This window comes from Streptomyces dryopteridis (genome assembly GCF_049606955.1).
In the GTDB taxonomy this organism is placed as follows: domain Bacteria; phylum Actinomycetota; class Actinomycetes; order Streptomycetales; family Streptomycetaceae; genus Streptomyces.
In genome coordinates this window covers 1,411,657-1,425,647 of record NZ_CP187114.1, presented here as the reverse complement: position 1 = coordinate 1,425,647, position 13,991 = coordinate 1,411,657, and the positions used below count along the sequence as shown (strand labels likewise).

The window sequence follows — 13,991 nt, the reverse complement described above, 5'->3', positions numbered from 1 at the left end:
TGGGGTGGGGTGTGCCGGAGGGGACGTAGTTGTATACGACACCTACATCTGCAGCCTGCGCCGACCGGTCGCCTCGGTCAACCTTTCCCGGAGGGCGAAAACCGCTCCCAAGAGCCCCGGGAAGCCCCCCGGCGGCGCGTTTCGGCCGCGTTTGACGTCCCCATTGCCCACCCCGCCCCCCGACCGGACCCGCCCCTCCCCAGCCCCCGGACACACGGCCCCGCCGACACCACCCGACTTTCGGACAGCGGGCAAAACTTCGTCCAAGCCCCGTAAAACGAAGGCAACGACACCGAAACCCGAAGGTAATCCGGGGCCCCCGCCCCGCAGGGCGGAGGGACCGGGCCGAAGACCCGTCGGGAGGGGCCCAACGGCGGCGGGAAGGCCGGCGGGACGGGCCTAGGGTGGGGAGGGCCGAGGCGGCCCGGACGGCCCCTTCGACGACGCGCCCCGCGCGCGCCGCCGCCGCACGCCGTCCACGACCACCCCGACCACGGGCCGCGCGCCCGTCCCCCGAGGACCGCGCCGCCCGCGCACGACACGCACCACACGCACGGCAGGGCACGGCAAGGAGGGCCTGGGATGGGCACCGCTCCGATCGGCGATCACGACGGAGGACCCGCCCCCTCCCCCACCCGCCGGCCGCCCTCCCCGACACCCCTCGCGCCTCTCACGGCCCTCGCGCCCCTCGCGCTCCGGTCGACGGGCGGTGCGCGACGGTGAACAGCGGCCGACCCCGCCCCCACGACCTGGTGCGCCTGTGCGCCCCCGACGCCTTCCACCCCGCGCCCGGACGGGAACGCCCCGCGCGCGTGGACTGGGTGGTGGTCTCCCGGGGCCGGGCCCCGCACGGCCACCTGGCCGTCACCGCGCGCGGCGCGGGCCCCGGCCAACGGTGCGCGGGCACGGTGTTCGCGGAGGACGTGACGGACGTGCGGACCCCGTGCGACCTCGTGCGGGTGACCGCGCCGCGCGAACTGCCCGTGTTCGCGGCCGTGCGCGTGCTCGCCTCCCTGCACCGCCCCCGGTGGGTGGCCTCGTGGGGGCCGGGCGGCGACGCCGGATTCGAACTGGCCTCGCGGGTGCCCGCCGCCGGACCGCTCAGCGCCCTGGACCTCGTGCTGCACGTGCCCCGGCCGGTACCGCCGGCGGAGGTCGGCCTGTGGTCGGCCCGACTGCGGGAGGCCCTGCCGGTGCGGGTGAACGCGCAGTTGCAGACGCCGGCGGGCGGGGTGTCGGCGGACGAGTTCGCGCGGGCCGCGTTCCCCGTGACGGCCCGGACGGCGGACGGGCCGCGCCGGATCGCGGACCCGTGGGCCCCGGACCCGGCCCCGGTATGGCCCTTCGCCCCGGGCGCGGGCCCGCGCCCCTCCCCGACCGCGCCCGCCCCACCGGCCCCCCTCGCCCACCTCACCCGCTGAGCCGGGCTCCACGCGGCACGGACCGACCGGGGCCGGGTACGGCGAACGGCGAACGGCGAGGGGTGATCGAACCGGTCGGGGCCGGAGAGGGACGGGACGGGTCGGGGAGGGTCCGGGGGGTCCGGCGGGTCCGGGAGGGTCGGTCAGCGCTGCGAGAGTTCCGACGGGGCCTCCTGCACCACCCAGCCGTTGCCGTCGGGATCGGCGAAGAACAGCCACGAGTTCCACGTGTCGCCCTTGCCCTCCTCCCACCCGTTCGCGCCCACGCGCAGGACCGGCGACACCTCCACCCCGCCCTTCACGAGCTCCGCCCGGGCCGCCTCGATGTCCGTCACGCACAGCTGAAGCCCCTGGAGTTGCCCCGGCTCCATGTCCCGCTGCCCGGGCGCCGGGGGCATCCCGGAGAGCAGGGTGACCGAACAGCGCGAGCCCGGCGGGGTCAGCTGGACCACCCTCATGCCGGGGCCGACCTCGGTGTCGATGTCGACGGTGAAGCCGAGCTTCTCGGCGTAGAACTCCTTGGCCCGGTCGACGTCGGCGACGGGCAGGGGCACGACTTCCAGGGTCCAGTTCACGAAGGGCTCCTCACGGGGGCGAGATCCGGCCACGCCCACCGTGCCACACCGACCGGACACCACGCGGGCATTCCCGCGCGTCGCCCCACCGCGCGCCCCCGGACCGCGCACGCGGGGGCCGGTCGGTGGCAGGGCAGGTCGGTGGCGGGGCCGGTCGGTGGACAACGGGGCGCCGTGCCGACAGGATCGCCCACATGAGCGAGCAACATCCCAACCCGTACGCCAACGACGGCCGGCCCGAGGGCGGTTCGCCCCACTATGGATACCCCGGCCCGTACCCCGAGTACCCGGCCCAGCCGCCGACCATCGGCGCCGGCCACCCCCTCGTGCCCGCGCAGACGAGCCCCTACGGCGCCCCGACCCCGCCCCCACCGCCGTCGTACCCGGCGGGCGGCGGCGGCGCGTCGTTCGCGATCGGCGACATCTCGGTGGTGGGCGATCAGATCATCACCCCGTCGGGCACGATGCCGCTGCGCGGCGCCACGTGGAACGCGGTCGACTTCTCCCGCACCGAGACCAGGATGCCCACGCACGCGGTCGTCCTGGCCGTCGTCTTCTTCGTCTTCTGCCTGCTGGGGCTGCTGTTCCTGCTGATGAAGGAGAAGACCACCACGGGCTATATCCAGGTCACCGTCGCGGGCGGCGGCCGGCACCACCAGACGATGATCCCCGCGGTCGACGAACGATCCTTCCCCTGGGTCATGGCCCAGCTGAACCACGCCCGTGCGCTGAGCCTCTGAGCCGGCCGGCACCGCGTTCGGCGTCCGCCCCCCGCACGGGCGCGGACCCGACGCGCCCCGCGCGCACGAGGCCCCCGGCATCGGCCGTCCCGGTGGACGCGCTCACCTGTCCGACGGCGTACCGTCCCCGCTCCTCCTCGACTCCCGACAAACGGACCCTATCCTTCCGCATGTTGCCGTCCGTGTCCGGAACCGATCGGCATCCACCGCACTCATGATCCATGGCGGGCGGTGGCCGATCGTCGCCGCGCGCCCCTGCCTTTCGAGTCGAGACAGAAGTCGAGGAAACCTCGTGCCCAAGCCGCCGCACCGACACCTCACCCTGAGCATCACCGTGCTCGCCGCGCTCGCCGGCGCACTCACCCCCACCGCCGCCTCGGCCGCCGCCCCCGCGACCACCGCCACGACCACTGCCGCGCAGGTCGACGCGCCCGCCGCCCCCGCGCCCGACCTCGACGGGGTGACGGCCGCGCTGAAGGCCGCCATGGCCCAAGGCGCGCCCGGCGCGATGGCCCGGTGGTCCGGCCCCGAGGGCGTGCGCGGCCGCACCGAGGGCACCCTCGACCCGGCCACGGGCGCCCCCATGGACATCGACGCCCGGTTCCGGATCGGCAGCGTCAGCAAGACGTTCAGCACCGTGGTGCTGCTCCAGTTGGCGCAGGAGGGCCGGCTGGAACTCGACCGTCCGGTGAACACGTACCTGCCGAAGCTGCTGCCCGACGCCCGCATCACGGTCCGTCACCTGCTCACCCACCGCAGCGGCCTGTCGGACTACACCAACGCGATGTTCGACAAGACGGTGCCCGGCTTCGAGGCGGTCCGCAACCGCGTCTTCGACCCGCGCGAGCTGGTGGCCCTGTCCCTGGCCGAACCCCGCACGGGCGCGCCCGGCGCGGCCTACTCGTACTCGAACACCAACTTCGTGGTGGTCGGGATGCTGATCGAGAAGCTGACCGGCCGTCCGCTCGCCGAGGCGTACCAGAAGCGCGTGTTCGGCCCGCTGAAGCTGCGCGACACCTCGTACGTGCACCCGAGGACGGAGATCCGCGGGCAGCACGTGCGCGGCCGGCTGCACCCGGACGAGGCGGGCGCGCCGCTGGTGGACTCCACCGAACAGACCGTGTCGTGGGCGCAGGGGGCCGGCGCCGTGATCTCCTCCCCCGCCGACCTGAACACGTTCACCAGCGCCCTGATGAAGGGCCGGCTGCTGAAGCCGAAGATGCTGGAGGAGATGACGACGGTCACCCCGACCGACGCCACGAACACCCGCTTCTACGGGCTGGGCCTGCGGCGTTACGACCTGTCGTGCGGGGTGCGGGTGTTCGGGCACACGGGCACCGTGCAGGGCTACTACACGTACGCGTTCTCGACCCGCGACGGCAAGCGGAGCCTGTCGGCGATGGCGAGCACCTCGAACCGGGGCTCGGCGAACACGGCGCTCGGCGGCACGCTGGAGGCGGCGTTCTGCGGCAAGAAGCCCGCGCCGGCCGCCAAGTCCGCGGCCCGTTCGGCGGCGCCGTCGACGGGTGCGACGGGTGCGACGGGTGCGACTGGTGCGACTGGTGCGACGAACGGGACGCAGTGGCCGGGTGGGGCGATGGCCCGTCCGGCGGAGCGCGACCTGCCGGCCGAACGAGGCTGACGAAGACCCGCCCCTCGGCCCGGCCCGTGCCACCGACCGGCACGGGCCGGGTCCTGGCGATCGGTGCCCGGCGCGATCGACCGGCTCAGCCCCAGGCCGTGGCCAAGCCCTCCAGCCAGGCCGGCGGCAGCTCGGCCGCGTCCCACTCCTCCCGCAGCGTGTCGGGGGCGGTGACCAGGCGCTCCAGGACGGCGATGCCGGCGGGCGAGTGCAGCAGCAGGTGCCGGCCGTGCACGGCGACGGCGCTGCCCGGCCCGTACTGCGCGTACAGCCGTTCCAGGCGGGTCCGGTTGTCCTCCGCGAACGCCGACAGGTGCCCCGCGTAGCCGGCCCGACGACCGGTGCCCATCGTGCCCAACACCACCCGCAACACCTGGTCGGAGACCTCCGGGTCGAGGTCGGAGGGCTCGGTGAACGACAGGTGCAGGGGGGTGACGGCGACCTTCGCCCGCTCCACCGACATCCGCGTCACCGGCGGGCGTTCGGCGCCCTCCGGGTCGGCGACGCGGCCGGGCAGGGCCGGCCCCAGGGCCTGCCGGGTCAGCTCGTCCAGCCGCTCGGCGGCGGCCCGCAACCCGTCACGGCGGCCACGCGCGTAGGGCGCGGCCGGATCCGGGTCCGCCGGATCGGGCGCGGGATCGGGCGCGGGATCGACGCGGTCCACCTCGCGGCGGGCCACCGCCAGGACCCCGGCCTCGACGAGGGCGATCAGCTCACTCGCGTCGTCGGGTCCGATGCCCATCCGACCCAGCAGCCGACGCAGGGTCTGCTCGGCGTTGGTGACGTCGGCCTCGTCCAGCGCACGCGGTTGCTCGTCGGCGTCGTTCACCGGGAGTTCCTCCTCATCACGGGGTGCGGGAGCGCCCGCGCGGGGGCGCTCCGTCCGAGCATGCCTCACCCGAGCCCCGGACGAACCCCCCGATGATCGAAACACCCCCCGAGCCACCGGCCCCGGCGGTTCGAACCCAGCGCACGAGCTGCGCGCGTGGGGGGGGCGGTGGTGGAACGTCCGAGCCGGCCGCTGGGGGGGAGGCGGGAGGCGGATACGTCAAAAGCCTTCCCGGCAGGGGCGGGGAGGGGCCTGGGGCTGGGGCGCGTTGCCGTCTGCGGGTGGGATGGTGGCCGGTGTGGCCGCCTGCCGGCGGCGGGTAGGTCAAAGGCATTTCCCGGTGGCGGCGGGGAGGGGCCCAGGGCGGGGGCGCGTTGCCGTCTGCGGGCCGGCTCGTGGCCAGTGTGGCCGCCTGCCGGCGGCGGGCAAGTCAAAAGCCTTTCCCGGCGGCGGCCGGGAGGGGGCCCAGGGCGGGGGCGCGTTGCCGCCTGCGGGCCGGCTCGTGGCCGGTGTGGCCGCCTGCCGGCGGCGGGCAAGTCAAAAGCGTTTCCCGGCGGCGGCCGGGAGGGGGCGGACTCTCGGCGCGTTCCCGGGTGCGGCTGTGGTGTGTGGGGCCACGGTGGGTCTGGGCCGGGGTTGTTGCTCGCATGGGGTGGCCTGTGGTGGGGGTTTGGGGGCGCGAAGGCCCTCCGTCGCCGAGCTGCCCCTGTGGGTGGGCAGGGGGCGGGGCGCGCACGGTCGCAGTGCACGATGCCGATCACCCGAGGTGTTTCCGGGCGTGTCGCACGCCGTGGACCCACCTCCGCCCCGTGCGGACCGGAGCACGGCCACGCCCCCTGCCCCCGGGCCCCCTCCGCCCCCCTGGGAAAGGCTTTTGACTTGCCCGCCGCCGGGAGGCGGCCACACCAACCCCAAACCGGGCCGCAGACGGCAACGCACCCCAACCCCAGACCCCGCCGCCACCAGGAAACGCTGTTGACCTACCCGCCGCCGGCAGGCGGCCACACCAGCCACCAACCCACCCGCAGACGGCGACGCACCCCACTCCCGGACACCTCCCCGCCGCCACCCGCACCCCGCACCCCGCTCGCCGCCCCAGCAGTGCTCTCCCGGCGGGGGGCCTCATCCGTTACAGCGGGCGGCGCGTTGCCGTGGTCATTCCCGAGGCGTTGGCCGTGACCGTGGCCACGGCCGTGGCCGCGCGGGCGGCTTGGCGGGTGAGGGACGCGACGCTGTCCGTGAGGGGGCGGGTGGCGCGGGCCGGGGCGCCCAGCGCGTACGTGCCCGGGTCCGGCGCCCCGTCGAAGAGGACGCGGCCGGTGCCCGGTTCGACCGTGAAGCCGCCCGAGGGGTGGGGCGTCGGGCGCGGTCCGTGTCGGCGGATCCCGGGCAGGGGCTCGGGGGCGATGGCGTGCACCGCCGAGATCACCAGACCCCCGGCCGGCGGGACCGGGACCGGGACCGGGACCGCATCCAGGCGGCCCACCGTGACCAGGCCCGCGCGCATCGCCTCGCGCAGGGTCCGGGCGTGGTCGGGCGGCATCGGCAGCAGGACGTTGTTCACGAGCCGCCCGTACCGGCCCCACCAGCTGGCCCGGGTGGCCTCCGGGAGGAGTTCCAGGGCCTCGGGCCCGGTGTCGAGGAGGATGCGCCGCAGCACGGTGCGGGCCCGCTCGGCGCCCGGTTCGCCCGCGAGGTGTCGGTCGAGGCGGGCGGGGGCGGGTTCGGTGTCGGCGAGTTCCGGCGCGAGGTCGGACCAGTGGGCGCCGGCCGCCGCGAGTTCCGCCGTCATGGCGGCCCGCAGGGCGTGGGCCGTCCAGCCCTCGCGGCGCGACGCGCGCAGGGCCGCCCGGACCTGCGGGGCACTCGCGTCGGGCGGGCGGGCCGGGTCGGCGGGCGGTTCCTCGGGCCGTACGGCCGGCAGGAGTCCGTGGCGCGAGAGCAGCCGGATCGGGGCCCGCCGGCCGGCCCGCAGCAGGGTGACGGCGGTCTCGACGGCGGTGAGGCCGGTGCCGATCACGGTGACCGGGGCGGTGGCGGGGACCCGTTCGGCCAGGGTGCCCAGGGGGTACGGCGTCGGCAGGTGCCACGGGGCCGGGCCGAGGCCGAGGGGGTCGATCGCGCGCAGGCCGCCCACGCACCACACGACCCGCGCGGCCGTCACGGTGAACGAGGCCGTCACGGTGAACGAGGGCGCCCCGGCGGGCGCGGCGGGTCCGGGTCGGATCCGCAACCGGGTGCCGTCGCCGGTGCGTTCGGTGTCGGTGACCGGTCCGAGGTCGGTGCGCACGGACGCGCCCCGCGCGCGCAGCTCCGCGACCGCGGCCTCGGCGGTCCCGGCCAGGTAGCGGCCGTAGTGGGCGCGGGTCGGGTAGGTCGGGGAGCCGCCGGGGCGGTCGGCGTCGGGGTCGGGCCGTTCGAGGAGCCGGCGCAGCAGGTGCCCGGGGTCCTCGTGCCGCACGGACATCAGCCGGGCCGGGAGGTTCACGCGCGCGGCCGGGCCGGGATCGGGGCCGAACGCGGCGCCCCGCCACGGCTCGGGCCGGGCCCGGCACACCCACAGCCGGGCCGGCGGCGGCCCCGGGAGACGGGCGAGCGCGTCGAGGAAGGCCACCGCGGCCGGCCCGTCACCGACCACCACCAGGTCCACGCCGCGCACGGGCCCCACCTCCGCCGTCCAGCCTCCCGCGTCGCCCGGGCCGCGGGGGCGGCGACGCCCCCGGAACGGGCGGTGCCGCGCCCCGAACGGACGCGGGGCGGGGGCGGGGGTCGTAGCGTACGGGGGTCCGTGCACGCCGTCCCGGAAGGCCCGTCCATGACCTCAGACGCCGTACCTCCCCGGCCCCTCCGGCCCCGTCACCGTGCCCGGCCCCTTGCCCGTCCGGCGCCGGGCCTCGTCCTGAGCGCGCCGGACCCGGCGGGCGGCCCGGCGTTGGACTTGCGTCGCTGGGCGGTGGAGGACGCGCGGGCGCTGGTGGCGGCGTTCCGGGACCCTCGGATCCGTGCGAGCACGGCCCTCGCGTTGGACGACGCCGACGCGGCCCGGGAGTGGACGCGGACGGTGGCGCGGCAGTGGGAACAGGGCGTCCGGTACGCGTTCGCGGTGCTCGCGGAGGGGGAGGTGGTGGGACACGTGGTGCTGAAGGGGCCTCGCCCCCATGAGGCCGAGGCCGAGGACGAGGCCGCGGAGGACGAGGGCCGGGGCGAGGGTGATGCCCGGGACGGCGCCGGACCGGGTGCCGACGGCGGTTTCGGGGCCGAGGTGGGTTATTGGACGGTGGGGGCCGCGCGCGGTCGGGGGATCGCACCGCGTGCCGTCCGGGCGGTCACGGAGTGGGCATTCGGGCTGTGGGCGCCGAGCGGCCTGGACCGGATCGACCTGCTCCACCAAGTGGACAATCCGGCGTCCTGCCGGGTCGCGGGGAAGACGGGCTTCGCGCACGTCGACATGCTGCCGCCCGCCCCACCCGAGTTCCCACTCGCCGGGCACGTGCACCGGCTGTCGCGCCCGGGGGCGACCGGGACGCCGCCGGCACCCTGAACCGGGCCGGTGCCGGGCCGCCTCCCTCGAATCTGCCCGGTCAACCCCACGTCTCCCCAAGGCCCTTGGGGATGGGAACACCTCCCAACACTCAGGACTGAAGGAGAGCGCACCCTCGCACCGGGGTACTGGGGGGAACCAGGGGGACCGGGGTACAGGGGGGACTGGAGAACCGGGGGGACCGGGGTGACCGGGGTACGCAGGTGCTCCGACCACGCGTCGTGGGGAGCTCCCGGGCGGAGCCCGCGGGAGTGCGGAGCCGGGCGAATGGGGGGGGATCCCCAGCCCTCTGGGGCTGGGGAGGGGGTTGGGCGGGGGCGGGCGGGGCGGATTCGGCAGGGACGGCCCAGGCGCTCAGCCCGCGCGGCCGTTGCCAGGGGTCGCCGGCCGGCGCTGCGGGGGCGGGCCCGCGAGGGTGCGGGCGAGCATGCGGCGCATGCGGTGGTTGATCCGCCGGAGCTCCGCCCAGGGGTCCTGGTCGTGGGGCTCTTCGGGGCCGGCACCGGAGCGTGGTGCGGGGCGCGGGTGGGACGGTCGGGGCATGGGGCGCTCCCCTGGGAGAGGTGTCACGGGCGGGCGCGCCGGTCGGGACGCGCCGTCGCTCCCGCGTATGCCCGGTCCCCACGCCCCCCATGCGGCCGATCCGATCCCCCCGACCACACCGCTCTCCCCCACCCCACCAGCCACAGGGCCCCCTGACCCCGGCCATTCCAGGCTTCCCCGGTCCGACGGCCACAGGGCACACCCGCCCCCCGGCCCGTCCGAGCCGGCCCGGTCCGGCGGACTCCCCCGACCACAACGGGCTGCACAGCCCCCCGACCACACACCGCGCTCCCGGCCCCAGACCCCGGGGCCGGGCGGCCGTTACCGGCCCCACCGACCGGCCCGGCCCCACTGGCGCCACGGCCACAGCGGGCTCCCCTGGCCCACCGGTCACAGGGCGCGCTCGACTCCCGGCCAGTCCGGGCTTCCCCGGTCCGGCCGACTCCCCCAGTCACAACGGGCTGGACGGGCTGCATGGCCTCCCGACCACACGCGGCTCTCCCGGCCCCGGGCCCCGGGGCCCACGCCCGTTACCGGCCCCACCGGCCCCACGTCCGCAGCGAGCTCCCCTGGCCCACCGGGCATAGGGCGCGCCCGGGCCCCCGGCCAGTTCGGGCTTCCCCGGTCCACCGGCCTCCGGCCGGCAGCGCTCCGGTGCCGGCGTGGTCCTGCGGGCGGCCACCGCCCGGGATCCGGCCGTAGGCCGGCTGTCGGTCAGGCGGCGAGTGGCGGGTGTGCGTCCGTGCGCAGGCGGTAGCGGCCGGCATCGCGGCCGAGCAGGCGGAGGTCGACGAGGTAGCGGCGGACGGTGACGTGGTCCGTGTCGGAGCCCTCGCACCAGCGCGCGAGGTGGGCGTTGACGCTCGCCTCGTCGTATTCGGCGCCGGCCTCGAAGGTGCGGTGGGCGAGGTGGCGGAGCACCACTTCGCGGCGGCTCCACTGGCCGGGGAGGGAGAGCAGGCGGCCATCACGGACGAAGGTGCGCAGCAGGGACTCCGTGCGCGGGTCGTCCTGTGCGTGTCCGTGGTCCTCCGCTGGGGCCTCCTCGGCGCGGCGGGCCCGTTCGGCCTTGACGAGGTCGCGGAAGAGGTCGGGGACGGGCGTGATTCGGCCGGCGTCCTCGGTCACGAGTCCGGCGGCGCGGAGCCGGCGGAGCGCGGCGGCGACCTCCTTGGGCGCGAGGCCCGTGGCCTCGGCGACGGCGGTCGGCGAGTCGGCGCCGAGCACGAGCGCGGCGTGGACGCGCAGCCGGTTCGGTTCGGCGAGCTGGGCGACGACGGCGTCCGCGCTCGGCGCCGCACTCGGGGCCAGGCTCGGGGTCGGGGCCTGGCTCACGTGCGGGGCCGCGGTCGCAGCCGGGGCCGAGGGCGCAATCGGGTCCTGGTCCACGGTCGGAGCCTGGCGCACGTGCTCGGCAGGGCTCACGGTCGGGGCTTGGCTTGCGTGCGGGGCCGAGGTCGTGGACGGGTCCTGGCTCGCGTGCGCGGCCGGGCTCGTGGCCGGGGGCGGGGTCGTGTCCGCGCTCATGGGGCGGCCTTTCGGGAGTCCTCCGGCGGGAGGTGTGCGCCGGGGTGCGGGCGTGCGGGCGGGGGCGTGCGGGGTCGGCGCGCCGACCGGGGTCGTGGGCGGCGCGCCGACGCCTCATGCTGCGCCGGCCCGCCGCCCGTCCGCCGGCGGTTTTCGCCTCGCCGCGCGACCCGTCCGACGGGTTTCGGCCGGCCCGCACGGGTCCCGGCGGCCGAAAGCGGAAGGTGATCATCAGGCCGGCCGATCCGTCCCGACGACCGCGCCCCACCCCGGACTTCACCCGCGCGCCACCCTCCCGCAGCCCGTGTCACGGAAGGGAATCGAGAGGTCCGAGGGGGTGGCGGGGGCGGTGTGAGGGCTGTCACACTCGCGGGGTACGCTGGGAATCGTTTCAGCACACAAGATCATCTATTTTGGGTGACGACGCGGCCCGGTCCGCCCGCCCGGCACCCGGCCCGAACCCGGCGGCGACGTGCGTCGCTTCCCACCCTCCTCCTCGCCCTCCCTGCCGACCTTTCCTGGAGCCGTCGTGCGCATCGCCCTCCGCACCACTCTCACCGCCCTCGCCCTCGGGGGCGCCCTCGCCCTGACCGTCGGCGGCGCCCCGGCCGGTGCGAGCACCCCGCGTGCCGCGACCCCCGCCGTCACCGTCGACCCGGCCGGCTGCACGGCCGTCACCGTCGTGAGCTCCGTGCGCTCCGGGCTTAAGGTGGAGCTCGTCAACAGCGCCCACTCTGGCGCCACCGCGCGGCTGTACGCGCCCACCGGCGGCCCGGCCGTCTCCGGTGTGGACCAGGAGCGGCCCGAGGACGCGAAGAACGGCATCCGGGTCCTCGCCCCGCTCGGCGCCTCCCCCGTCTTCGAGCAGCGGGCCCAGGCGGGTGCCGCCTGGCGTGCCACGCCCTTCCCGGCGCTGCCGGCCGACTGCCGCGTCAACGGCCCCGTCGTGCGCACGGACCGGCTCGGCGGCCAGTACACCGCGCAGGTGTACCGCACCTCCGCGCAGGCCCACACCGGCCGGATCCTCTTCGGCAAGCACCTGATCGGCTTCGTCGGCGCCAAGGGCAAGCCGGGCGCGTTCGTGCTCGACGAGCGGGTCTGGGTCCTGAACGCCGACGGCAGCTCCGTGACCTGGACCGGCGCGCACACGGCGGCGCGGCCCGCGCCCGGCCGCTACAAGCTCGTCGACGGCTCGATCGTCACCCTGACCCGCGACGCCGCCGGCACGTACTCGGCCCGCCTCGCCTCCGGAGGCACCACGAGCGCGAAGCTCACCGTGGACGAGCGCTCGGGCGCGCTGCGCGCCGGCCGCGTGTACGTCGTCCTGTCGGCGGACGGCACCCTCGCCGCGCACGTGACGGGCACGACCAAGCAGGCGGCCCCGATCCGCATCGGCGCCTGACAACACCCCTGACCGACACCCCCCGGCCCCGAAGCTCGGCTAGGTCGTCTCTTTTGGATCTTGCCGGTTAAGCCCGCGTCGTCTGGTGCCGTGCATCGCAAGGCGGAGGGGCGCCCTCGTACTGGGTACGTGGGTGTTCCCGACAACGCGGCGTGGGGGTACCCCCGGGCGGAGCCTGGGGGAGTGCGGTGCCAGGCGGCGCGGGTCAGGCAAGATCCGGAAGAGACGACCTAGTGCTGGGGGCGGGGCAGGGTTGCCAGGAGGAGGGTGTGGACTTCCGCGGCTACGGCTCGGGTCTCCGGTTCCGGGGCGCCCTCGGCCAACTCGCCCAGTAGCAGGGCCGCCGCGTGCACGACGGCCACCGGCACGGGCACGGTGCGCAGGCCGGCGAGTGCGGCGGCGGCGCGGTCGGTGGGGGTGCCGGGCACGAGGGCGGGCGGCCGTGCGTCCTCCCGCGCGGCGGGGCCGGTCGGCGGGCCCTGCGGGATCAACCGGGCGACACCGCGCCCGAGGCCACGGGTTTCGGGAGAGGTCACGCGCCCAGTCTGGTCGGTGGGCGGCCCCGTTCCCAAATCCCCCCGCCGCGCGGGCCCTCCGGACCGGCCGACTAGCCTGCACCGCATGGCGGGCGGTCGTCCCGTCCGTGTCACAGGGGGAGTCCGTACATGCACACGTCCACCGAGTCCACCGTTCGGATCGGCGCGCTCGCGCCGCTCGGCCCGCCCGGTTGGGTCGACGCCGGGCGGCATCTGCTGGCCGGTCTGGAGCTGGCCGCCGCCGAGGCGAACGCGGCGGGCGGGATCGGGGGCCGGCCGCTGGAGTTGCTGGTGCGGGACACCGCGGCCTCGCCGGAGCGGGCCGCGGAGGCCGTGGAGGGGTTCGCGCGGTCGGGGGCGGTGGCCGTGGTGGGCGAGTACCACAGTGTCGTGGCCCGCGCGGCCGCCGGTCGGGCCGCCGCGCTGGGTCTGCCGTTCCTGTGCTCCTCCGCCGTGCTCGACGCGCTCGTCGAGGAGCCGACGGACGCGGTCGCGCGCATCGCGCCCGCCCAGTCGCGGGGGTGGCGGCTGTACGCGGACCACCTGGCGGCCGAAGGGCACCGGCGGGTCGCGGTCGCGACCGAGCCGAGCGCGTACTGGGCGGCGGGGGCCGGGATCCTGGCGGCGCGGCTCGCGGAGCACGGCGGCGGGATCACGGAACTCGACGCGCGCGCCCTGTCCCCCGAGGCCCTGTGCGACGCGCTCGCGGCCGACGGGGCCACGGCCCTGTTGCTGCTGACCGGGTTCCCGGACCCGGCCGTGCCGATCCTGCGGGCGGTGCGCCGTGATCCGCGGCTCGCGGGGCTGTTGGTCGGCGCGCCGGCCGGGCAGCCGGAACTGCCCTCGTGGGCCGGGCAGGCGGGGGCGGGCGGGGCCGGTGTGCCCTTCCTGCGCTACCTGCCCGCGGAGCCGGGTCCGCTCGCGCTGCGGGTCGGGGCGGCGCTGCGCGAACGGCTCGGCGAGGAGCCCTCGTTCGTCGCGTACGAGGGCTGGGACACGGTGACCGTGCTGGTCGAGGCGCTGCGGGCGCACGGCACCGGGCGGGCGGGGCTCACGGGCGCCTGGCCCCGGCTGGCCGTGGACGGCACCCGGGGCACGATCCGCTTCTCCCGCCCGCCGGGCATCGACGTGTGGCAGTGGGCGTGGGCGCCGATCGAGGTCGTGGACCGCGACCCCGCCGACCCGACCCGGTTCCGCACGCTGCGCACCGCGGGCACCCCGGACGCGGGCTGAGC

12 protein-coding genes are annotated in these 13,991 nt (G+C 76.8%); 6 read left to right on the top strand and 6 right to left on the bottom strand.

From position 1 onward, the window contains the following. Positions 1-719 precede the first annotated feature (719 nt). Positions 720-1,421: a malonate decarboxylase holo-ACP synthase gene (locus tag ACN20G_RS32840; protein ID WP_424216888.1), complete on the top strand. Its 702-nt coding sequence runs from the start codon at positions 720-722 to the stop codon at positions 1,419-1,421. A 143-nt stretch (positions 1,422-1,564) separates the two neighbouring features. Here ACN20G_RS32840 and ACN20G_RS32835 read toward each other — a convergent pair whose 3' ends face one another. Then, positions 1,565-1,996: a VOC family protein gene (locus tag ACN20G_RS32835; RefSeq protein ID WP_424216887.1), complete on the bottom strand. Its 432-nt coding sequence runs from the start codon at positions 1,994-1,996 to the stop codon at positions 1,565-1,567. 194 nt (positions 1,997-2,190) lie between these two features. On the opposite strand from ACN20G_RS32835, the gene ACN20G_RS32830 reads away from it, so the two are divergent. Beyond that, positions 2,191-2,736 (top strand): hypothetical protein, encoded by a 546-nt coding sequence (locus ACN20G_RS32830; RefSeq protein WP_424216886.1) that lies wholly within the window; start codon positions 2,191-2,193, stop codon positions 2,734-2,736. A 292-nt stretch (positions 2,737-3,028) separates the two neighbouring features. Continuing rightward, on the top strand, positions 3,029-4,378 hold the full coding sequence (locus ACN20G_RS32825; RefSeq protein WP_424216885.1) for a serine hydrolase domain-containing protein: 1,350 nt from the start codon (positions 3,029-3,031) through the stop codon (positions 4,376-4,378). Between the two features lie 85 nt (positions 4,379-4,463). Here ACN20G_RS32825 and ACN20G_RS32820 read toward each other — a convergent pair whose 3' ends face one another. Continuing rightward, on the bottom strand, positions 4,464-5,207 hold the full coding sequence (locus ACN20G_RS32820) for a hypothetical protein (RefSeq protein ID WP_424216884.1): 744 nt from the start codon (positions 5,205-5,207) through the stop codon (positions 4,464-4,466). Positions 5,208-6,336: 1,129 nt separating this feature from the next. Next, positions 6,337-7,866 (bottom strand): FAD/NAD(P)-binding protein, encoded by a 1,530-nt coding sequence (locus ACN20G_RS32815; RefSeq protein ID WP_424216883.1) that lies wholly within the window; start codon positions 7,864-7,866, stop codon positions 6,337-6,339. A gap of 273 nt (positions 7,867-8,139) precedes the next feature. On the opposite strand from ACN20G_RS32815, the gene ACN20G_RS32810 reads away from it, so the two are divergent. Continuing rightward, positions 8,140-8,748, top strand: a complete 609-nt coding sequence (locus ACN20G_RS32810) for a GNAT family N-acetyltransferase (protein ID WP_424216882.1) — start codon at positions 8,140-8,142, stop codon at positions 8,746-8,748. Positions 8,749-9,102: 354 nt separating this feature from the next. On the opposite strand, the gene ACN20G_RS32805 is transcribed toward ACN20G_RS32810, so the two are convergent. Next, the gene (locus tag ACN20G_RS32805) at positions 9,103-9,291 is read right to left on the bottom strand and encodes a hypothetical protein (protein ID WP_424216881.1); all 189 of its coding nucleotides are present in this window, start codon (positions 9,289-9,291) and stop codon (positions 9,103-9,105) included. Between the two features lie 714 nt (positions 9,292-10,005). Next, positions 10,006-10,818 (bottom strand): DUF2087 domain-containing protein, encoded by an 813-nt coding sequence (locus ACN20G_RS32800; protein WP_424216880.1) that lies wholly within the window; start codon positions 10,816-10,818, stop codon positions 10,006-10,008. 529 nt (positions 10,819-11,347) lie between these two features. On the opposite strand from ACN20G_RS32800, the gene ACN20G_RS32795 reads away from it, so the two are divergent. Further along, positions 11,348-12,220: a hypothetical protein gene (locus ACN20G_RS32795; protein WP_424216879.1), complete on the top strand. Its 873-nt coding sequence runs from the start codon at positions 11,348-11,350 to the stop codon at positions 12,218-12,220. A gap of 230 nt (positions 12,221-12,450) precedes the next feature. Here ACN20G_RS32795 and ACN20G_RS32790 read toward each other — a convergent pair whose 3' ends face one another. Next, the gene (locus tag ACN20G_RS32790) at positions 12,451-12,756 is read right to left on the bottom strand and encodes a hypothetical protein (RefSeq protein WP_424216878.1); all 306 of its coding nucleotides are present in this window, start codon (positions 12,754-12,756) and stop codon (positions 12,451-12,453) included. Positions 12,757-12,885: 129 nt separating this feature from the next. On the opposite strand from ACN20G_RS32790, the gene ACN20G_RS32785 reads away from it, so the two are divergent. Then, positions 12,886-13,989, top strand: coding sequence for an ABC transporter substrate-binding protein (locus tag ACN20G_RS32785; RefSeq protein ID WP_424216877.1), 1,104 nt, complete (start codon positions 12,886-12,888; stop codon positions 13,987-13,989). The last annotated feature ends 2 nt before the right edge of the window (positions 13,990-13,991 follow it).